Below are 19,737 nucleotides of genomic sequence, written 5' to 3' on the forward strand. Positions count from 1 at the left end.
CAACACTCCAAGAAATCATGAAAACGTCGTCAAAACGCTAACGATTGCATGTCCTTCGATCAGGCCCGACATACCTCAACGACTCCCGATACCTGCCTTCTTTATTGAACTTTTCTTTGGCATCCAGGTTTACAGCACCGGAACCAATTCGGAGCAGCAGATTGGTAGCGTGCCGCTCAAAAACCTCCGGCAGCCTTTCTTCCACCCAAGCACCACCGTCATAAATATATTTGAAATAAGCTGCACAGGCCGGGCTAACGGCCAATATGGAATACACAACCGGCACACCCGATTCGATATCAAACACCAACGGCACTTCGGGCCACGTTGCAGGGCTTTTCTTGATCGAGAGCCACTCGATCTTCTTCCCCGATCCATCGGGATGATCAAAGCGGATGACATACTGCTTTGGCTTGGTGCCGCTGCGATTGACCGCCCATTCGTCACCACCGCCTTCCATCAGTAATTTGCGCTCGATGACGATGACCCGGCCATCGCTCAGTTGTACCTCCTCGCCCCAGCCATGAGGAGAAGCGCACACCGCTATGCCCAACGCAACCATCAGCAGCACCCCCAGCACGGTCATCTTTTTCGCTGATCGGGTTCGCAGGGCATCGAACCGGTAGGACAAGGCAGCGAAGAAGCGCTCGCGTTTTTCGCTCATACATGCGTTCCCATATTCACCACCCCATCCACCTGTAACCCCTTGGGGACTTGGTGAGTAATGAAAATCATCGTCACCCTGCCCTTGAGCCGGTTGATGGTGTGGGCGAAGTGTTCGGCAGTCTGCTGGTCGAGGTTGGAGATGGCTTCGTCGAAGATCAGCACCTGGGGGCGCTTGAGCAGGGCGCGGGCGATGGCGATGCGCTGGCGCTGGCCGCCGGACAGGCCGGTACCGCGTTCGCCGATCTCGGTCTGGTAGCCCTGCGGCAGGCCTTCGATGACGTCGTGGATTTCGGCGGCCCGGCAGGCGGCGATGACGTCCTCGAAGCCGGCGTGGGGGTGGGCCATGACGAGGTTGTCGTACACGGTGCCGGAGAACAGCACCGTCTCTTGCGGGACCACGCCGAAGTAGGCGCGCAGTTCGTTGGCGGCGAGTTGGCGGATGTCGCGCCCATCGATGGCGATCCGCCCTTCCTGCGGCCAGTAGAAACCCTGCATGAGCTTGGCCAGCGTGCTCTTGCCGCAGCCGGAGGGGCCCATCAGCACGGTGAGCTTGCCGGTGGGGATGGCGAGGCTGAGGTTGCGGTAGAGCCAGGGGTGCTGCTCGGAGTAGCGGAAGCCCAGGTCCTTGATCTCGATGCGCCCCGCGCCGCCGGCCGCGCGCCGGGGCGTGAGGGTGACGGGTTCCTGCGGCATGTCCAGGATGTCCGCCAGGCGCTTGACCGCGACACTGGCCTGCTGGAACTCCTGCCACAGGCCCACCAGGCGCATCACCGGCTGCGACAGACGGCTGGCGAACATCTGGAAGGCGACCAGCATGCCCACGGTGAGCCCGATGTTCTGCATGACGTACCAGGCGCCGACGATGAGGATGGACAGGGTCATGACCTGTTCGAGGCCCGAGGCGACGACCTGATAGGTGTTGCCCACCTGCCGCGTGGCGAAGCTGGCCGTGAGGTATTGGGCCAGGTAGGTGCCGTAGCGCCGGTCCACGTCCGGTTCGAGCTGCAGGGATTTCACCGTGGCCATGCCCGAGAGGTACTCGGTGAGGAAGGCCTGGTTTCTGGCGCCGAGCAGGAATTGCTTGTCCAGCCGGGCGCGGAAGATGGGCACCATGACCAGGCTGGCGAGCACGATGAGAACCAGCAGCCCCAGCGCGATGAGGGTGAGCTGCCAGCTGTAGAAGAACATCACCGCCAGGAAGATGAACAGGAAGGGCAGGTCCAGCACCAGGGTGACGGCCGCGCCGGAGACGAATTCGCGCAGGGTTTCCACGCCGTGCAGGCGCGCGACCAGGGTGCCGGTGGGGCGTTGCTCGAAGTACGGCAGCGGCAGGCGCAGCAGGTGGCGCATGACCTTTTCGCCCAGCACCGCGTCGATGCGGCTGCCGGTGTGCAGCACGAGGTACTGGCGCAGCCAGCTCATGACGCTGGTGAACAGCATGAAGGCCACCATGGCCACGCCGAGCACCACCAACGTGCTTTGCGAGTGGTGGGCGATGACCTTGTCGATGATGACCTGGGTGAACAGCGGCGTGGCCAGGGCGACCAGCTGGATGGACAGGCTGGCGACCAGTACGTCGCGCCACAGGTGGCGGTGGCGCAGCAGCTCGGGCACGAACCAGGAGAAGCCGAAGGGTTTCTGCTGCTCGGTGGCTGGGTCCGCCTGTGCGGTGGATTCGCTCAGCGGCGGATCGGCCTCCGCCACCAGCAGCAGGAAGGGGGCGCATTGCGCGCGGGCGGCATCCAGGGAAAGGGCTTTTGGCGCTGTTTCGCCGGGTTGCACCCAGGCGAGTGTGCGGTCACCGTGCTTGACGACGAGGGCGGGGTTGAATGCCCCTGGCTGTCCCGTTGCAGGGTCCGTGGGCTCCGCCGCTCCCGGGGCGGTGACGAATGCCACGGCAGGCAGCGGCAACGCGCTGGAATCGTCTTTCGGCCAAGGCACGAGCCCCGCCTTGAGCCCCTGCGACGCCAGCGCCTCGATGAGCGTGGGCAGTTCGATGGGGGGAGAAAGATGCTTGAGCACCAGTTCGGCGTCGAACGGCCGCCGGAAAAGGCTTGCAAGACTGCCAAGCAGCCAGACGACCGCCTCGACGCCGAGTTGCCCCGAAGACTGTCCGGACTGCCGTTGCGGCGCTGCCTGCATGATCGCTTTTCACCCCACACAGAGGCGAAGACAAGCGCATAGTTCCGCAGAATACCAAGAAAATGTCAAGAGCAACCATATAGATTGTTTGCATAACCTGATCACATTGTCTGGTGATCCACCGAAGGGTTCGGCGATATCGCCCGCCCGGCGCAGGTTTTCACACGAGGTACCGCTTGCTATGATTGCGCCCCTTTCCCGCCGGCGGACCGTCCGCCGCACGCAGCCGGAGATGTTGGGCATGCCAATCTACGCACTGGGCGACAGGACGCCGCGCTTCGGCGAGGGTTGCTGGGTCGCCGACAACGCCACGGTGATCGGCCGGGTGGAAGCCGGACGCGACGTGAGCATCTGGTACAACGCGGTGATCCGCGGCGACAACGACCCCATCGTGATCGGCGATGGCACCAACATCCAGGATGGCTCCATCCTGCACAACGACGACGGCGTGCCGCTGACCATCGGCGCCCACGTCACCATCGGCCACATGGTCATGCTGCACGGCTGCACCATCGGCGATGGCACGCTGGTCGGCATCAACGCGGTGGTGCTCAACAACGCGGTGATCGGGCGGGAATGCCTGATCGGCGCCAACGCGCTGATCCCCGAGGGCAAGGTGATCCCCGACCGCTCGCTGGTGGTCGGCTCGCCGGGGCGCATCATCCGCGAACTCAGCGACGCGGACATCGCCGGCCTGCGCGCCAATGCCCGCCATTACGTGGACAACGCCCGGCGCTATGCCGGCGAGCTGCGCCGGATCGATCCGTTCGCCGTGCGCTGAGCCACACAAGCTTACACCTGCGCGGACGTGCGGCCGGCGGCGATGCGGTATAAAAGCGCCCGTCATCCACTCCCGCAGAGTCCATCATGACCAAAACGCTCCGGCCCCTGATCGTGCTGATGTGCACCGGCCTGCTGGCCGCCGGCCCGCTGCGCGCCGCCGAACCCGCCCAGCCCCGCGTCACTACCATCGACCTGTCCGCCGAGGCCGCGCGCCCGGCCGAGAACGACCTTGCCGTGGCCACTGCCTACTTCGAGGCCACCGACGCCAGTTCCGCCGCCGTGGCCCGCCAGGTCAACCGCGCCATCGCCGCCGCGCTGGATACCGCCAAGGCCTACGGCACGGTCAAGACCCAGTCCGCCGGCACGCATACCTGGCCGATCTACGGCAAGAACGACCGCAAGATCGAAGGCTGGCGCATGCGCTCGGAGATCCGTCTGGAAAGCCGCGACGTGGCCGCCCTGTCCGAACTGCTCGGCAAGCTGCAGGCCACCCTGGCGGTGTCGCAGATCAACATGGAGCCGGCGCCGGAGACCCGCCGCAAGGCCGTCGAGGAAGCCACGGTGGAGGCCATCCGCGCCTTCGAACAGCGCGCCGAACTGATCGCCGGCACCTTCGGCAAGACCTACCGCATCCGCCACCTCAACGTCGGCGATTCCGGCTACCGTCCGCCGATCATGCGCATGCAGTCCGTCGCAATGGCCGCCAAGGATTCCATGCCCGCGCCCATCGAGGCCGGCGAGAGCCAGGTCGGCGTGGCGATCAGCGGCACCATCGAACTGAGCGAATGATGCTTCGTCCGCTTCTGCCCACGGTGGCCGTGCTCGCCTCGGCCACCGTGCTGACCGCCGGGGTCACGCACGCACGCGACAACACACGCGACATGGAATACCAGTGCCCTTCCGGCGAGCGCTTCGCGGTGGAGCACCACAGCAACCACGTGCGCGTGCGCACCGGCAGCGGCGTGTTCGCCCTCGCACCGCGCGACGGCGCTTCCGGCGCGCATTATTCGGATGGCGGCATCACGCTGTGGACCGACGGCACGCGCGCCGCGCTGCTGCGTCCGGACATGGAGCCCTCCGGCATCTGCACCGAGACACTGGCGCTGCATACCAGCTGAAGCCCCATACCGGCACACGCCCAACCCCGGTGCGGGGTGGACGCTGGCCGGGCAGTGGATTATCGTTGCCGCCATGCACGCCAGCCCCCCCGCCCGCCGCCGCACGCTTCCGCCTCTTGCCCTGCCCCTGCTGTTTTCCGCCGTGCTGGCCGGCTGCGGCACCCTGCCGGGTACTTCCACATCCACGCGCGCGCCCGTGGCCGTACCACCGGGCAAGCCGGCGGCTTCCTATTTCACCCTCGAACACCCATCGCAGAGCCAGGAAATCGTGCTGTACGCCCTAGGGCTGCTCGACGTGGGCTACCAGTTCGGCGGGCGCAATCCGGAAGCCGGCATGGACTGCAGCGGCATGGTGAGCTACATCGTCGAGCAGATCAGCGGACGACGCCTGCCGCACAACGCCGCGGCCATCGCCGAGCGCACGCGGCCGATCGCCGCCACCGATCTGCGCCCCGGCGACCTGGTGTTCTTCAATACCCTGAACCGCCGCCATTCGCATATGGGCGTCTATATGGGCGACGGCCGCTTCATCCACGCCCCCTCCAGCCGCGGGCGCATCCGCATCGAACGTCTGGACAACCCCTACTTCGCCCAGCGCATCGACGGCGCACGCACCCTGCTCGCGCGCAACTAGGGCGTGTTCACACTATCCGCGGCGGATGCGGGACAACCCTGCTTGCGCGCGTCCGCACGGACTCCTAGCCTGTCGGAAAAATCCACGGGTTCATCCACAAGGAGGAGTCATCATGCCGACACGCCAGATCAACGAAGTGATTCGCCACCAGAACATCCTGACCGCCCCGGGCGGCCTGCTCGTCCGCGAGGCGTGCCGCCGCATGGCCGCCGCGCAGGTCGGCTCGATCCTGATCGTGAATACCGCCGGCGCCCTGCTCGGCATCTTCACCGAGCGCGACGCGCTTACCCGGGTATTGGCCGCAGGGCTGGATCCTGATGCCACCACCCTGGAGACGGTGATGACCGCCAACCCGATCGTCGTGGAGCCGTCCCGCCCATTGGGCCATGCCCTGCATCTGATGCACGACGGCGGCTTCCGCCACGTGCCGGTGGTGGAAGACGGCCATCCAATGGGGATGCTGTCGGCGCGCGACGCGCTGGGGCTGGAACTGGTGGCTTTCGAGGAGGAGCTCGAACAGCGCGATTCGATCACCGAGTTGCTGTAGCGCCCGCCTGCGGGGAGGCGGCGGCACCGGCGGACGCCTGCCCTTCCCCGGGCTTCCTGGGCGGGGTGGGCACATGCACGTAGATTTCCCCCGGACGCGTCAGGCCCAGTTCGAAGCGCGCGCGCTCCTCGACCGCTTCGTTGCCGCTCTTGAGATCCTGCACTTCGGCGGCCAGTGCGGCGTTGCGCTGCTCCAGACGGTGCGTGACCTCGCGCTGGGCGTTGAGCTGCCCATCCACTTCCCAGACCCGCAGCCAGCCCCCCTTGCCCAGCCACAGCGGGTATTGCAGGACGACCGCCAACAGGGCGAGGATGATCACGGGCCAGCGCATGGACTCGATGCAAGAAAGGCCGGCGAAATCTTCGCCGGCCTTTTGTTTTTACCACGCGGCGCCCGCCCCGGGCGAGCACCGTGTGTCAGGGTGTGTGCCGTGCTCAGCGCACGCGCAGGTTGAAGAAGGCCTTGCGGCCCGGATACACGGCGGTATCGCCCAGATCCTCTTCGATGCGCAGCAACTGGTTGTATTTGGAGATGCGGTCCGAGCGGCTGAGCGAGCCGGTCTTGATCTGCATGGCGTTCAGGCCCACGGCGATGTCGGCGATGGTGGCATCGTCGGTTTCGCCGGAGCGGTGGGAGATCACCGAGGTGTAGCCGGAACGCTTGGCCAGTTCGACCGCCGCGAAGGTTTCCGACAGCGTGCCGATCTGGTTGATCTTGATGAGGATGGAGTTGGCCACGCCCTGGTCGATGCCCTGCTCCAGAATCTTCGTGTTGGTGACGAACAGATCGTCGCCCACCAGCTGCACCTTCTTGCCCAGCTTGTCAGTGAGGATCTTCCAGCCGTCCCAGTCGCCCTCGGCCATGCCGTCCTCGATGGAGACGATGGGGAACCTGTCGGCCAGCGTGGCGAGGTAGTCGGCAAAACCCTCGGCGGACAGGCTCAGCCCTTCGCCCGCCAGTTCGTACTTGCCGTTCTTGTAGAACTCGCTGGAGGCGCAGTCCAGCGCCAGCAGCACGTCGCGGCCCGACTCGTAGCCGGCGGCGGCAATGGCGTCCTGGATCAGGTTGAGCGCTTCCTCGGTGCCGGCCACGTTGGGGGCGAAGCCGCCTTCGTCGCCCACGGTGGTGGGATAGCCCTTCTTGTCGGTGATCTTCTTCAGGTGGTGGAAGATTTCCGCCCCGCAGCGCAGCGCCTCGCGGAAGCTGGTCATCGACACCGGCATGATCATGCATTCCTGGATGTCCAGGCTGTTGTTGGCGTGCGCGCCGCCGTTGATGACGTTCATCATCGGCACCGGCAGGCTCATCGGACCGGAACCGCCGAAGTAGCGGTACAGCGGCAGGCCGGCTTCTTCCGAGGCGGCCTTGGCCACCGCCATGGACACCGCCAGCGTGGCGTTGGCGCCCAGGCGGCTCTTGTTCTCGGTGCCATCCAGCTCGATCAGCGTGCGGTCGATGAAGGCCTGCTCTTCCGCATCCAGGCCGATGATGGCCTCGGAGATTTCGGTGTTTACGTTTTCCACGGCGCGCAGAACCCCCTTGCCGAGGTATCGGCCGCCGTCGCCGTCGCGCAGTTCGATGGCCTCGCGCGAGCCGGTGGACGCGCCCGACGGCACAGCGGCGCGGCCCATCACGCCGGATTCCAGCAGCACGTCGGCTTCGACGGTGGGATTGCCGCGGGAATCGAGAATCTCGCGGGCGATCACATCAACGATTGCACTCATGGTTCTTCCTGTATCGGTTGAAACGGGGAAAACGGATGCGCCTCAGAGGCGCGATTCGGTGAAGCCACTGGCCTTGACCAGACGGTCGATGTCACGCAACACGGCAAGCAGTTCCTTCATCCTCGGCAGCGGCCAGGCATTGGGGCCGTCGGACAGTGCCTTGGCCGGGTCCGGATGGGTTTCCATGAACAGCCCGGCCACCCCGGCGGCCACCGCCGCGCGCGCCAGCACCGGCACGAACTCGCGCTGCCCGCCCGAGGCCGTGCCCTGCCCGCCCGGCAGTTGCACCGAGTGGGTGGCGTCGAACACCACCGGACAGCCGGTCTCACGCATGATCGCCAGCCCGCGCATGTCGGAGACGAGATTGTTGTAGCCGAACGAGGCGCCGCGCTCGCACACCAGGATGGTGTCCGCGCCGCCGTTGGCTTCCCTGGCCTTGTCGACCACGTTCTTCATGTCGCCGGGGGCGAGGAACTGGCCCTTCTTGATGTTCACCGGCTTGCCGGAGGCCGCCACGGCGTGGATGAAGTCGGTCTGCCGGCAAAGGAAGGCCGGGGTCTGCAGCACGTCGACCACGGCGGCCACGGCGGGGATTTCCTCCTCCGTATGCACGTCGGTGAGCACCGGCAGGCCGAGTTGCGTCTTCACCGCCTCGAGCATCTTCAGCCCGGCATCCATCCCATGCCCGCGGAAGCTCTTGCCCGAGCTGCGGTTGGCCTTGTCGTAGGAGGCCTTGAAGATGTACGGAATGCCCAGCCCGGCGCAGATTTCCTGCATCTGCCCGGCAATGTCCAGGCACATCTGTTCGGACTCGGCCACGCAGGGGCCGGCGATCAGGAACAGCGGCTGGTCCAGGCCTGCTTCGAAACCGCACAGCTTCATGGTCTGCCTCCTCAACCGGCCTTGCGCGCCAGCGCCGCCTGCACGTAGGCGGTGAACAGCGGGTGGCCGGTACGCGGGTTGGAGGTGAACTCCGGATGGAACTGGCAGCCGACGAACCACGGATGCACGTCGGCGGGCAGTTCGACCATCTCGCACAGGTCGGTCACCGGCGCGCGGCCGGAAACCACCAGGCCCTTGTCTTCGAGTTGGGCCAGCAGGGTGTTGTTCACTTCGTAGCGGTGGCGATGGCGCTCGATGATGTCGTCCGCGCCGTAGATGCGCCGCGCCAGCGAGCCTTCCTTGAGGTGGCAGGTCTGCCCGCCCAGGCGCATGGTGCCGCCCAGGTCGGAATCCTCGCTGCGCTTCTCGATCTTGCCGCTGCGGTCCTTCCACTCGGTGATCAGGCCGATCACCGGGTACGGGCTGGCCTTGTCGAATTCGGTGGAGTGCGCGCCCTGCAGGCCGGCCACGTCGCGGGCGAATTCGACCACGGCGAGCTGCATGCCCAGGCAGATGCCCAGATAGGGCACCTTGTTCTCGCGAGCATGGCGGATCGCGGCGATCTTGCCCTCGGTGCCGCGCTTGCCGAAGCCGCCGGGCACCAGGATGGCGTCCATGTCCTTCAACGCGGCGCAGCCGTCGCGCTCGATGTCTTCGGAATCGAGGTAATGGATGTTGACCTTGCTGCGCGTGTGCATGCCGGCGTGGTTGAGCGCCTCGATCAGCGATTTGTACGACTCGGTGAGATCGACGTACTTGCCGACGAAGGCGATGTCCATCTGGTGTTCCGGGTTCTCCAGCGCATGGATCAGCTTTTCCCATACGGAAAGGTCGGCCGCGCGCGCCAGGATGCCCAGCTTGTGACAGACGATCTCGTCGAGCATCTGGTCGTGCAGCGCGCCGGGGATCTTGTAGATGGAATCCGCGTCCAGGCACTCGATGACCGCTTCCGGCATCACGTTGCAGAACAGGGCGATCTTGCGGCGCTCGTCGGCCGGGATGGAGCGGTCCGCGCGGCACAGCAGGATGTCGGGCTGGATGCCGATCTCGCGCAGCTCCTTCACCGAATGCTGGGTGGGCTTGGTCTTCAGCTCCCCGGCGGTGGGAATGTAGGGCAGCAGCGTGAGATGGATGAAGCAGGTGGCGTTGCGGCCTTCCTCGATGCCCATCTGGCGGATGGCTTCCAGGAAGGGCAGCGATTCGATGTCGCCCACCGTGCCGCCCACTTCGACGATGGCCACGTCGGCGCCTTCCGCGCCGCGCTTCACGTAGCTCTTGATCTCGTCGGTGATGTGCGGGATGACCTGCACGGTCTTGCCCAGGTACTCGCCGCGGCGCTCCTTCTTCAGCACCGATTCGTAGATCTGCCCGGTGGTGAAGTTGTTGCGCTTGCTCATCTTGGCGCTGGTGAAGCGCTCATAGTGACCGAGGTCGAGGTCGGTTTCCGCGCCGTCCTCGGTGACGAACACCTCGCCGTGCTGGAACGGGCTCATGGTGCCCGGATCGACGTTGATGTAGGGATCCAGCTTGAGGTGCGTGACCTTGATGCCGCGGGATTCCAGAATGGCCCCCAGAGAGGCCGCCGCGATGCCCTTGCCCAGGGAGGACACGACACCGCCGGTAACGAAAACGTATTTGGTCATGGGAATGCGACTGCGGGAAAGCGCGATGATAACCGAAGTGCTCCCCGGCCCGGAAGCGGGCACGCCCCACATACCCCAAATTCATAACCACCCGACCGGGCGCCCACGCCCCGCCGCGCATGGGCTGCGGCCGCGCGGCGCAAGACTTTCTCAGTCGCGCCGGACGGTGCGGTGCAGGCGCGCTTCACGCGGGCGGTCGCCCGGCTTGACCACCGGCGGCGGCAGGCCGGCCAGCTTGCAGGCATCGGCCTCGGCCATCTCCATCCACATGCCGCGCTTCAGACGCGAGGGCAGTTCCACCGTGCCGTAGCGCACACGGATCAACCGGCTCACGGTCAGCCCGACTGCCTCGAACATGCGGCGCACCTCGCGGTTGCGGCCTTCGGAAAGGGTGACCCGGTACCAGTGGTTCACCCCCTCCCCGCCGGCATCGGCCAGGCTGTTGAAGCGTGCCTCGCCATCCTCCAGCTGAATGCCGGCCTTGAGCGACTCGATCTGCTCATCATTCAGCGAACCGAGCAGGCGCACCGCGTACTCGCGCTCCAGTTCGTAGCGCGGGTGCATCAGCTTGTTGGCCAGTTCGCCGTCGTTGGTGAACAGCAGCAGGCCGGAGGTGTTGAAGTCCAGCCGGCCCACAGCGATCCAGCGCCCGCGGCGCAGGATGGGCAGGCGCTCGAACACCGTCGGACGGCCATCCGGATCTTCGCGCGAGACGATCTCGCCTTCCGGCTTGTGGTACAGCAGCACACGCGGCGAACGCTGGGCAAAGCGCAGCGAGACCAGCTTGCCATTGACCTTGACGCGATCGCCCGGGCCAATCTTCTGCCCCGGTACCGCCGGCTCGCCATTCACCTGGATGCGCCCGGCCTCGACCATGGCCTCGATCTCGCGCCGCGAACCGACGCCGGCGGCGGCCAGCACTTTCTGCAGGCGTTCGGGTTCCACCGGCGCGGGCGCGGCACCCGAACGCCCGCTTGGACGCGGGCGAGGCGTGCGTACGGCGCTCTTTTCCACCTCATCGGCCGGCGCCCCGCGTCCGCGCGTTGGCGCCGGGGTGTCGCGCGGCGCCTTCTTGGCGGTTGGCGCTCGGAACGGGGTGCGGGTCTTGCGGGACGAGGACAAGGGTTTTCTTCCTGTTGGACATGCCTGGGACGGCGAAAGGCAGGGGCCGTGCCCGCCATCCGGAGCGCGGATTATAGCCGCTCCCAAGCGCTCCGCTGGCAACCCTTGCTGGCCGTCCCGGCATGCCCACGCGGTTGCCGCCATGCGCCCCGCGTGTCGTGCCCCAGCGGAACGGTCCGCACGGCGCCGGCTGCGTCCGGCATCGGGAGGAGATAACATGCTGTCGTCACAGTTTGTCTGCCAGGCCGTTCCACCCCCGCCAGCGCCTCTTTCCCGATGACCGATCAGACGCCCGCCATTCCTCCCTACTGGACCCGCCTCGGCAGCTTTTTCCTCTACCCGCTGTCGTTGGAATCCCTGTTGGCCTGCTGCGCCTTCGGTCTGCTGGCGGGCCTGGCCTCCATTCTTTTCATACCGGCCAATCTGGTCATGGGCGGCGTGTTGCTGGTCGCCACCCTGCGCTACGGCTACAAGGTGCTCGAACGCACGGCACGCGGCCACCTCGACGACTCGCGGATACTGTTCGATTCCGTGCACGGCGGAAAGTATCTGCCCTACAAGCAGTTCGTCGTCATCGCCGTGGGGCTGACTCTGTGCGCCTACGCTGCAAGCGTGGCGGGAGCACATCTGGCCCTCGTACTGCTGGTGTCGTTCGCCCTGCTGCTGCCGGCCAACACGATGCTGCTGGCCGTCACCAACGATCTCGGCGAGTCCATGTCGCCGCCGCGCCTGTGGGAACTGATCCACGGCATCGGCATGCCCTACCTGGGCCTCTGCGCCTGCCTGCTCCTGCTCTCGTCGGGCAGCGGCGCCCTGCTCGGCCTGTTGGCGCCGCTGGTTCCCGACGCGCTGCTTGGCGCCGTTTCCGGCTTCCTCGGCGGCTATTTCACCATCGTCATGTTCCGCCTGATGGGCTATGCGCTGTACCAGTATCACGAGGAACTGGGCCTCGCGGTCGACGTCGGTTTCGAACGCCAGGCGGCGGCGCTCACCCCGTCCGACCCCGCCCGCCAGCGCGCGGAGCAAAGCGTCCGTTTGCTCAAGGAGGGGCGCTACGGCGAGGCGATTGCCCAGGCGCGCGCCGAAGTCGATGCGCAGCCCGGCGACCTGGCGGCCAATCTGCGTCTGCACCGCCTGCTGCTCGCCGTGCCGGGGCAAACGCAGGCGATGCTGGCGCACGCCCGCGGCTGGCTGCCGTCGCTGACGCGCCCCGGCCATGAGCACTACGCCATCGAGACGCTGGAGGCGATCTGGCAGCACCAGGAGGATTACCAACCCGATCAGCCGCGCCTGATCCTGCCGCTGGCCAGCGCCATGCTGGCGGCGCACCGCGGCGACGGCACGGCCCGCCTGATCAGGAATTTCGACCAGCGTTTTCCGGGGCACGCCGACACGCCGGCCATCTACCTGCTCGGCGCGCGCTTGCTGATCGAGCACAAGCGCGACGAGGCGCAGGCACGCCGGGTACTCGCAGCCGTGCGCCAGCACTACCCGGGGAGTCCCGCGGCGGCCGAAGCGGCGCGGCTGGACGGATTGCTCGATCGCCTGGCCGCCGCGGCTTCCGCGGCGGCCCCCACGCCCTAGCGGACCGCCACCTGGGCGGCAAGCGCGCTCCTGAGGCGCAGGATGGGCGCCGCCCGTCCGTCCTCCCCGCGGGCGATGAAGGAATTGGCCAAGCGGCCGGCCTGGCGCAGCGTGGCCTGGCGGAGATCCCGCACCGGAAACAGACGCAGCAGCAGCCGCTCGGCGCCATCGAGTTCTCCCCCGTCGATCAGGCGGGCGAGCAGACCTTCCCATTGAGCGGCCGCGAGTTTCGGCAAGGCGTCCGGCAGTTCCAGCACGATTTCGCCCAGCAGCGCAGACGGGATGGCCGCCCCCCGCTGCGCAGCGGCCAGCAGCAGCCGGTGGTTGGCGTCGGCCAGCAATTCGGGTTGGCGGGCCAGCGTGGCGATGCGGCGATACTCGATGGCGCATTGCGCATCCACACCGGGGTGTTCGGCGAGCAACTTGCGGTAGGTCAGCGCCGCCGGACCGAACTTCATCTCGGCGACCTGCCCGGCGGCCTGTGCCAGCAGTGCCGCGACAGCCTGCTCGTCGTCCTGGCGGTGGACGATGTCGGCACTGCGCCCCTTGCGCCGCCAGCGATAGAGCCCGGCGAGCAGCGCACCGCTGGTCAGTCCGGCGAAATGCGCCATGTAATTGACCCGGCCTTCGGGATCGAACACGAAGTTCTGCAGCAATTCGTTGGCCAGCCACAGCGGCAGGATGGCCAGCGCCGGCCAGCGCACCGTGCCGAAAACGAAACCCAGCCAGTAGAAGAAGGTAATCCGCCGGTAGCCGAACAGTACCAGATAAGCGGCCATGACCGCCGAAACCGCACCGGAGGCGCCGAGCGACAATTGCAGTTCGTCGGCTGGCATCAGCACATCCGGCACGGCGGCCCCGACGCCGCCGAGCAGATAGAGTGCAAGAAAGCCCAGCGGGCCCAACGCCGCCTCGACGGTGTAGCCGACAACGAAGAGCACGGCCATGTTGCCGGCGAGATGCATGATGCCGTCGTGCAGAAACATGTGGGTGAGCAGCGTGACCGGACGCGGGTCGCGGCTCGAAAGGCTGTAGTGCTCGGTGACGATCCGCTCGCGCAGCTCTTCGTACTGGCTGCGCTTGGCACGCCAGCCCGGATAGTCGGGATGAGCGCGGGTGATCACCCGATCGTGGCGCAGCCGCTCGATGAAACTGTTGTCGGCTTCCATCATCCGCAGCGCCGCGGCGCCGTTGCCCCGCGCAACGCTACGGCGCACGGCGGCAAGTTTCTCCGTCTGGCCGGAGCGTTCCAGATCGGCCAGATAGGCCGGAATCTCGATCTTGCCGATGCCCGCGTGCTGATAGAAGCGCCAGGCTTCCTCGGCGCGCTGGTAATCGCCGCCCTGGATCAGGAAAACGGCCAGACAAAGCGCCATGATGGACAGCGTGGCCCATGGCGGGCGGGACCAGTCGGGGCGGGCCGGGAGGGGAAGGATCAGCATGGTGGTGCCCGAGGGCGAGGGCCGGCGGAACAGTATACCGGGCCGATGTCAGCAGGGTAGCCAGTACGCACCATCCTGTGCAGAATGACGGTCTGATCGAGCAAACCGAAAAGCGTATGTTGGAAAAATACCAGGTGGTCATTTCCGGGCGGACGCTGGACGGGGCGCCGTTGTCGAGCGTGAAGGCCGAAGTCGGAGAAGCCTTCCACCTGCGGGATGAACAACTCGACCGCATGCTCTCGGGCAAGCCGCGGGTGGTTTCCCGCAGCACCACCGCCGAAGGCGCGGAAAGACTGCTCGCCCGCCTACGCGCGCTCGGGCTCGAGGCACATGCCGAATTGCTGGCGGAAAACCGCGACGAGGCGCCGTCTGCGCCACGCCCCGGCAGCGGGAACCCGCCCGCGTCCCGCCCTGCGGCCGGCAATCCGCCTCAAGCGGACGGCCAGGAACTGTTTGCGCTCGCCGGGCCGCAATCGCCTGCCCACAACCACACGGCCGCGCCGATGGTCCTGGAAGCGCTCCCGGCAGACGGCGTGACCTGCCCGAAATGCGGAGAGTCCCAGCCGAAACGGACCTTGTGCCGGGCCTGCGGCCTCGACATGCCGCGTTATCTGGCCAGCAAGGAAGCCGAGGAACGCGAGCAGCGCGAAGCACGCACGGCCGAACTGGCGGCCCGCCGGCCGGGCACGGCCGCCTTGTCCCGTCCGGGAGGCGACCGGCCGGCCCTGCTCAGCCTCGGCTTCGCCGGGCGCTTCGGCCGCTTGGACTATTTCGCCGCCTCGCTGTTCAGCACCCTGCTCTGGCTGATACCGGTCTGGCTGGCGGTCGTCACGGGCAAGAACGCCTTCGCCGGCCTCGGCATGCTTTTGTCGTTCGTCTATGCACTGCGCTGCATCGCCCTGCGCCTGCACGACACCGGACGAACGGGCTGGATGGCGCTGATTGCCGTCGTTCCCGTGATCGGTGCGCTGATGGCGCTGGCGCTGCTGTTCATCGGCGGGGAAGAAGAGCACAACGAATACGGCCCTGCGCCTGCCGAGGCGGGAGTCGGGCGGGCCCTGCTCACGCTCGCCGCATGCGTCGCCGTTTCAGGATTCGTCTACGGTGCCATCACCGACAGCCCGGAAAGAATGATGCGCTTCGCCCAGGCAATGGGTGCCGGAGAGGATTCGCCGGCATTCGACGAGGAAATGGGCGAAGCGCCTTTCCAGGACGAACCGGTGCGCTATGCCCGCAGCAATCGGATCGATATCTATGTCATTGCCGGTTGCGGCGACTGCGACGCAATGCTGGCCTGGCTGCACGGCAACGGCCTGCATCCCGCGGTGTACCACGTCGACAGTGACCGGCAGGCGGCCGAACGCCTGCACGCCATGATCGGCGGCACCGGGCGCATCCAGCTACCGGTGCTGGAAGTGAACGGCGAGGTGCTGCCGGGCAATCCCGCTATCGGTGAAGTGCACGAGTACTTGCGGCAGGCCGAGCAGTGACGGGCGTGGCGGACACCCGGATCGAGGCTGGAAGGCATTTCATTTGAAATGAGAATCGGTCGCACATAGAATCGGCCCTTTCCTTTCCATCGGCAAACACGGTGTCCGGCTTTGCTTCCAATCCGCTGCTGGCCTGCTACCGGGAACACTACGCCGGCCTGCTGCGCTTTCTCACCAAACGCACCCGCTGCGCGGACACCGCGCAGGATCTGATGCAGGAAACCTGGCTGTGCCTGGCGGAAAAGGACGGCACGGCCTTCCTCCGCGAGCCCGGCCAGGGGCTGCGTGCCTACGTCTACACCGTCGCCGCCAACCTGGAGATCGACCGCTACCGCCAGGCCGCCCGGGCCGCCGAGCGTTTCGTACCCATCGAAGACCTGGCCTGCCTCGAAAGTCTCGCCAGCACGCCGGACGCCGGGGATGTATTCCTCGCCCGCGACACCCTGCGCCACATCGACGCCGCGCTGGCGCAACTGCCGCAGCGTACCCGCGAAGTGTTTCTCGCCAGCCGCCTGGAAGGCGTGCGCCGCGCGGAGCTTGCCGAACGTTTCGGCATCTCCCTGAAAACCGTGGAGCGCGACATCACCACCGCCCTGGAACATCTGGAGCGTGCGCTGCATGCCCAGCGCGGCGAACTGCCGCCCGCCGCCTCCACGACGGGCAGGCCGCGCCGCAAGAATCTCGCCCGCCTGCTCTCGCTGGTCGGCGGCCTGCTCGCACTGCCCACGGCCTGGCAGGGCTGGCGCCACTTCGTCCCCGTCTGGCGCGGCGAATGGAACACCGCCAGCGCCCGCTTCCACGGCCAGACGCTGCCCGACGGCAGCACCGTGCTGCTCGACAGCGCCACGGCCATCGAACTCGCTTACTACGCCACCCGGCGCGTCGCCACGCTGCGCCAGGGCGCGGCATTCTTCCAGGTCGCGCGCGACGAGGGCCGCCCGTTCACCGTGCATGCGCTGGATGTACGCATCACCGTGCTGGGCACGCGCTTCGGCGTGGATGTGGAAACGGGACAGGTGCGCGTGGACGTCGAATCCGGCCGGGTACTCGTGCAGGCGGCCGACGGCAGCCGGCGCGAACTCGGCGCGGGCGAAAGCCTGAGCGTGCGCGAACACGGCGGCTTCACCGGCCACACCGCCCACGGCCATCCCAGCCCCTGGCGCGACGGCTGGCTGAACTTCGACGACATCCCGCTGGAGCAGGCCGTGCAGCGCCTGGCGCGCTACATGCCCACCGCCGTTCGGGTGGAAGCGGACGTCGCGGCCTTGCGCGTCTATGGCCGCGTCCGCATCGCGGACAGCAAGGACTGGCTGCGGCAACTGCCCAGCATCCTGCCGGTCCGCCTGATGGATGAAGCCGACGGCGGGCTGCGCATCGTCCGGCGAGCCTGAGTTTCATTTTCCTGGGGGTACTTTCGCGGCTGGGGCGTTCTAGCGGTTGAAGCAGCAACAAACTTCCTTCAACCCGACACAGGAACACCACCGCCATGGCTCCACGCGCCACCCTGCTCGCCGCCGCCCTGTTCGCCCTCGGCAGCCCCCCCGCCATCGTCCACGCCGCCACCTTCGACCAGCCGGCCCAGCCGCTGGCGCAGGCCCTCGACCAATTCACCCGCCAGGCCGGCCTGCAGGCGCTGGCCTCGCCGGAACTGATCCGTGGCCGGCAGGCCCGGGCCATCAGCGGCGCGCGGGACGTTTCCGAAGCGCTGGAGCAGATGCTCGATGGCACCGGCCTGCGCGGGCGCATCGACGGCGGGACGCTGCTGATCGAGGCCGCAGCAGGAGATGGGGCGACCGCTCTGGCTCCGGTGACGGTAACCGCTGCGATCGACCGCAGCGCGACCACGGAACACACCGGCAGCTACACCACCAGCGCCATGAATACGGCAACCCGGCTCGGGCTTTCTATCCGCCAGACACCGCAGTCGGTCAGTGTGGTGACGCGCCAGCAGATCGAAGACCAAGGGCTCACCAGCATTGAAAGCGTGCTCGAAAGAAGCGTCGGTATCACCCAGAACAAATACGAATCCGACCGTGGGGACTTCAGCGCGCGTGGTTTCACCATCAGCAAGATCCAGATCGATGGCCTGCCTTCCTACGCCAGTAATTCCTTCGATTCCGACGCCTTTTCCGACACGGCGCTCTACGACCGGGTGGAAATCGTGCGCGGCGCCACAGGGCTGCTGGCTGGCACCGGCGACCCTTCCGCCACCGTCAATCTGGTCAGGAAGCGGCCGACGAAAGACTTTCAAGGATATGCACAGATTGGCGCCGGCCGCTGGGACACCTACCGGACTGAAGTGGATTTGTCCGGGCCTATCGCTGCTGAAGGCAAAATCCGTGGGCGTTTGGTGGGCGCCTATGCGGACGGCAAGTCCTTCATGGAGAACTATCAGAAGGACACCAGCGCCTTGTACGGCATCCTGGAGGCCGACCTGCCTGCCGATGCGGTGCTGAGCATCGGTGTCGACTACCGCAAGAGCCATGTGAATGGTGCGACTTGGTATCCTCCCGTTCCATTATTTTTCTCGGATGGCAGTCGCACCGATTTCTCCCGCTCCACCAGCACGGGCGCCAAATGGGCTTACATCAACAACGAGAGCACGTCCATTTTCGTCGGTCTGGAAAAGCAGTTCGCCAATGGCTGGACCACCAAACTGCAGTACACCGACCGGGATGGCAAGACGCGTCCCAAGCATATGAGCACCTGGGGCTTCCCGGATCGGGTAACAGGAGGTGGCATGGAGGCCGATTACCAGTCCCAGGACAGCCGTCGCCAGCAGCAGGCACTGGATATCCACGCCGCTGGTCCGTTCAGCCTTTTCGGACGCGAGCATGAACTCGTTCTGGGATATGCCAGAAACGCCAGCAAAACCGATACCGAGTGGTTTTATCGCCACTACGGTGCACCGCTGGGCAGTTTTTACGACCGGCACAATTTCCCGGAGCCGCACGCAGGCAACGGGGCCAGCACGCAGCAGTTCGAGCAACGCGAAAGCGCGGCCTATCTGACCAGCCGCTGGAACGTTACCGATCCTCTGAAGCTGATCATCGGTCTGCGGGTCACCGATGCCGAGCAGGAAATCATCGCCGATGGTGTGCGTACTTCGGCCCGTTACCGCGATGAACTGACGCCCTATGCAGGCGTAGTCTACGACATTTCCCGAAATTACTCGGTTTACACGAGCTACACCGGCATCTTCAAAACGCAGACCGCCCGCAACCGCGCCGGGAATCTGCTGGACCCGGTCATTGGCAAGAACTACGAAGCGGGGGTGAAGGGCGAGTTCTACGACGGCCGGCTGACGGTATCCGCCGCCGCGTTCAAGGTGAAGCAGGACAACCTGGCCTCGTTCGACGCAATCGTCGATGGGGAGGCGCGTTACAAAGCGATCAATGGCGCGACCGTCCAGGGCTATGAACTGGAAGCATCCGGAGCGCTGACGCCGGACTGGGACGTTTCCGCCGGCTTCACCAAGCGCACGATGAAGAACGGCAATGAGTCCTATCTGGAAACGACCCAGCCCGAAAAACTGCTCCGGCTGAGCAGTTCCCACAGGCTGCCTGGCGCACTCAGCAGGGTGATGGTCGGGGGACATGTGACGTGGCAAAGCCGCATCTACGAAAAAGGCACCGGCCCCGGCGGCATCGATCCCGTGCAGAACAGCTATGCCTTGCTCCATCTCTTTGCCAGCTATCAGGCCGACGACAATCTGAGCTTCCAGTTGAACATCAACAACGTGTTCGACAAGAAGTATCTTTCGGGGATTCTGGGTGGTTATGGGCGCTATGGCGATCCACGCAATGTTTATCTGAGAGCGAAGTACCGTTTCTGATTGGTTCCGTCATCCGAACGGCCCCGGACGAAGCGATCGCCGGGGCCGTTTCATTCACCGCGCCGGCCGGCCGCAAATGCAACAATTCGTAAGAAAGTTGCCATTTTCGCCGCCTCAAACGAAAG

Annotated in this window: 17 protein-coding genes; 9 read left to right on the forward strand and 8 right to left on the reverse strand. The window is 66.1% G+C overall.

The features are described 5' to 3' along the window. Positions 1 to 37 precede the first annotated feature (37 nt). Positions 38 to 664: a hypothetical protein gene (locus E6C76_RS05205; RefSeq protein WP_136347192.1), complete on the reverse strand. Its 627-nt coding sequence runs from the start codon at positions 662 to 664 to the stop codon at positions 38 to 40. After that, on the reverse strand, positions 661 to 2,808 hold the full coding sequence (locus E6C76_RS05210; RefSeq protein WP_136347193.1) for a peptidase domain-containing ABC transporter: 2,148 nt from the start codon (positions 2,806 to 2,808) through the stop codon (positions 661 to 663). Before E6C76_RS05210 ends, E6C76_RS05205 begins: the two co-directional genes overlap by 4 nt. Before the next feature lie 241 nt (positions 2,809 to 3,049). On the opposite strand from E6C76_RS05210, the gene E6C76_RS05215 reads away from it, so the two are divergent. From E6C76_RS05215 to E6C76_RS05235, 5 genes are all read left to right on the forward strand, one after another. Then, positions 3,050 to 3,589 (forward strand): gamma carbonic anhydrase family protein, encoded by a 540-nt coding sequence (locus tag E6C76_RS05215; RefSeq protein ID WP_136347194.1) that lies wholly within the window; start codon positions 3,050 to 3,052, stop codon positions 3,587 to 3,589. 86 nt (positions 3,590 to 3,675) lie between these two features. Then, positions 3,676 to 4,380 carry an SIMPL domain-containing protein gene (locus tag E6C76_RS05220; RefSeq protein WP_136347195.1) on the forward strand — a complete coding sequence of 235 codons (705 nt, stop codon included), beginning with the start codon at positions 3,676 to 3,678 and terminating at the stop codon, positions 4,378 to 4,380. Continuing rightward, complete coding sequence (locus E6C76_RS05225; RefSeq protein ID WP_168734246.1) at positions 4,380 to 4,709, forward strand: MliC family protein; 330 nt, start codon at positions 4,380 to 4,382, stop codon at positions 4,707 to 4,709. The genes E6C76_RS05220 and E6C76_RS05225 overlap by 1 nt, the downstream gene beginning before the upstream one ends. Positions 4,710 to 4,782: 73 nt before the next feature. Further along, positions 4,783 to 5,343 (forward strand): C40 family peptidase, encoded by a 561-nt coding sequence (locus E6C76_RS05230; RefSeq protein ID WP_136347197.1) that lies wholly within the window; start codon positions 4,783 to 4,785, stop codon positions 5,341 to 5,343. Between the two features lie 112 nt (positions 5,344 to 5,455). Then, on the forward strand, positions 5,456 to 5,890 hold the full coding sequence (locus tag E6C76_RS05235) for a CBS domain-containing protein (protein ID WP_136347198.1): 435 nt from the start codon (positions 5,456 to 5,458) through the stop codon (positions 5,888 to 5,890). On the opposite strand, the gene ftsB is transcribed toward E6C76_RS05235, so the two are convergent. The 5 genes from ftsB to rluB all read right to left on the reverse strand — a co-directional run bounded on the left by ftsB (position 5,874) and on the right by rluB (position 11,261). Beyond that, positions 5,874 to 6,221 (reverse strand): cell division protein FtsB, encoded by a 348-nt coding sequence (gene ftsB, locus E6C76_RS05240; RefSeq protein ID WP_136347199.1) that lies wholly within the window; start codon positions 6,219 to 6,221, stop codon positions 5,874 to 5,876. The two genes, E6C76_RS05235 and ftsB, sit on opposite strands and share 17 nt — an antisense overlap. A 103-nt stretch (positions 6,222 to 6,324) precedes the next feature. After that, a complete protein-coding gene (gene eno, locus E6C76_RS05245) occupies positions 6,325 to 7,614 on the reverse strand; it encodes a phosphopyruvate hydratase (protein ID WP_136347200.1) in 1,290 nt (429 codons plus the stop codon). A 42-nt stretch (positions 7,615 to 7,656) separates the two neighbouring features. Beyond that, positions 7,657 to 8,496 (reverse strand): 3-deoxy-8-phosphooctulonate synthase, encoded by an 840-nt coding sequence (gene kdsA / locus E6C76_RS05250; RefSeq protein WP_136347201.1) that lies wholly within the window; start codon positions 8,494 to 8,496, stop codon positions 7,657 to 7,659. 11 nt (positions 8,497 to 8,507) lie between these two features. Then, positions 8,508 to 10,139, reverse strand: coding sequence for a CTP synthase (locus tag E6C76_RS05255; RefSeq protein WP_136347202.1), 1,632 nt, complete (start codon positions 10,137 to 10,139; stop codon positions 8,508 to 8,510). Between the two features lie 150 nt (positions 10,140 to 10,289). After that, positions 10,290 to 11,261, reverse strand: coding sequence for a 23S rRNA pseudouridine(2605) synthase RluB (gene rluB / locus E6C76_RS05260; protein WP_136347203.1), 972 nt, complete (start codon positions 11,259 to 11,261; stop codon positions 10,290 to 10,292). Between the two features lie 276 nt (positions 11,262 to 11,537). Between rluB and E6C76_RS05265 the strand changes: the two genes are divergently transcribed. Further along, the gene (locus tag E6C76_RS05265) at positions 11,538 to 12,845 is read left to right on the forward strand and encodes a tetratricopeptide repeat protein (RefSeq protein ID WP_136347204.1); all 1,308 of its coding nucleotides are present in this window, start codon (positions 11,538 to 11,540) and stop codon (positions 12,843 to 12,845) included. Here E6C76_RS05265 and E6C76_RS05270 read toward each other — a convergent pair. Further along, positions 12,842 to 14,287, reverse strand: coding sequence for a rhomboid family intramembrane serine protease (locus E6C76_RS05270; RefSeq protein ID WP_136347205.1), 1,446 nt, complete (start codon positions 14,285 to 14,287; stop codon positions 12,842 to 12,844). The two genes, E6C76_RS05265 and E6C76_RS05270, sit on opposite strands and share 4 nt — an antisense overlap. A gap of 77 nt (positions 14,288 to 14,364) precedes the next feature. Between E6C76_RS05270 and E6C76_RS05275 the strand changes: the two genes are divergently transcribed. From E6C76_RS05275 to E6C76_RS05285, 3 genes are all read left to right on the forward strand, one after another. After that, on the forward strand, positions 14,365 to 15,777 hold the full coding sequence (locus E6C76_RS05275) for a DUF805 domain-containing protein (protein ID WP_168734247.1): 1,413 nt from the start codon (positions 14,365 to 14,367) through the stop codon (positions 15,775 to 15,777). A gap of 101 nt (positions 15,778 to 15,878) precedes the next feature. Continuing rightward, positions 15,879 to 17,168 carry a sigma-70 family RNA polymerase sigma factor gene (locus E6C76_RS05280; protein ID WP_136347207.1) on the forward strand — a complete coding sequence of 430 codons (1,290 nt, stop codon included), beginning with the start codon at positions 15,879 to 15,881 and terminating at the stop codon, positions 17,166 to 17,168. A gap of 95 nt (positions 17,169 to 17,263) precedes the next feature. After that, positions 17,264 to 19,612, forward strand: coding sequence for a TonB-dependent siderophore receptor (locus E6C76_RS05285; RefSeq protein ID WP_136347208.1), 2,349 nt, complete (start codon positions 17,264 to 17,266; stop codon positions 19,610 to 19,612). Positions 19,613 to 19,737 lie beyond the last annotated feature (125 nt).

Source organism: Pseudothauera nasutitermitis (assembly GCF_004801295.1).
GTDB classification, from domain to species: Bacteria; Pseudomonadota; Gammaproteobacteria; order Burkholderiales; family Rhodocyclaceae; genus Pseudothauera; species Pseudothauera nasutitermitis.

Coding starts and splice junctions, on each gene's coding strand:
- E6C76_RS05225 (WP_168734246.1), top strand. CDS start 4,380: ATGCTTCGTCCGCTTCTGCCCACGGTGGCCGTGCTCGCCTCGGCCACC.
- E6C76_RS05215 (WP_136347194.1), top strand. CDS start 3,050: ATGCCAATCTACGCACTGGGCGACAGGACGCCGCGCTTCGGCGAGGGT.
- kdsA (WP_136347201.1), bottom strand. CDS start 8,496: ATGAAGCTGTGCGGTTTCGAAGCAGGCCTGGACCAGCCGCTGTTCCTG.
- ftsB (WP_136347199.1), bottom strand. CDS start 6,221: ATGCGCTGGCCCGTGATCATCCTCGCCCTGTTGGCGGTCGTCCTGCAA.
- E6C76_RS05265 (WP_136347204.1), top strand. CDS start 11,538: ATGACCGATCAGACGCCCGCCATTCCTCCCTACTGGACCCGCCTCGGC.
- E6C76_RS05285 (WP_136347208.1), top strand. CDS start 17,264: ATGGCTCCACGCGCCACCCTGCTCGCCGCCGCCCTGTTCGCCCTCGGC.
- E6C76_RS05220 (WP_136347195.1), top strand. CDS start 3,676: ATGACCAAAACGCTCCGGCCCCTGATCGTGCTGATGTGCACCGGCCTG.
- eno (WP_136347200.1), bottom strand. CDS start 7,614: ATGAGTGCAATCGTTGATGTGATCGCCCGCGAGATTCTCGATTCCCGC.
- E6C76_RS05270 (WP_136347205.1), bottom strand. CDS start 14,287: ATGCTGATCCTTCCCCTCCCGGCCCGCCCCGACTGGTCCCGCCCGCCA.
- E6C76_RS05235 (WP_136347198.1), top strand. CDS start 5,456: ATGCCGACACGCCAGATCAACGAAGTGATTCGCCACCAGAACATCCTG.
- E6C76_RS05210 (WP_136347193.1), bottom strand. CDS start 2,808: ATGCAGGCAGCGCCGCAACGGCAGTCCGGACAGTCTTCGGGGCAACTC.
- E6C76_RS05255 (WP_136347202.1), bottom strand. CDS start 10,139: ATGACCAAATACGTTTTCGTTACCGGCGGTGTCGTGTCCTCCCTGGGC.
- E6C76_RS05205 (WP_136347192.1), bottom strand. CDS start 664: ATGAGCGAAAAACGCGAGCGCTTCTTCGCTGCCTTGTCCTACCGGTTC.
- E6C76_RS05230 (WP_136347197.1), top strand. CDS start 4,783: ATGCACGCCAGCCCCCCCGCCCGCCGCCGCACGCTTCCGCCTCTTGCC.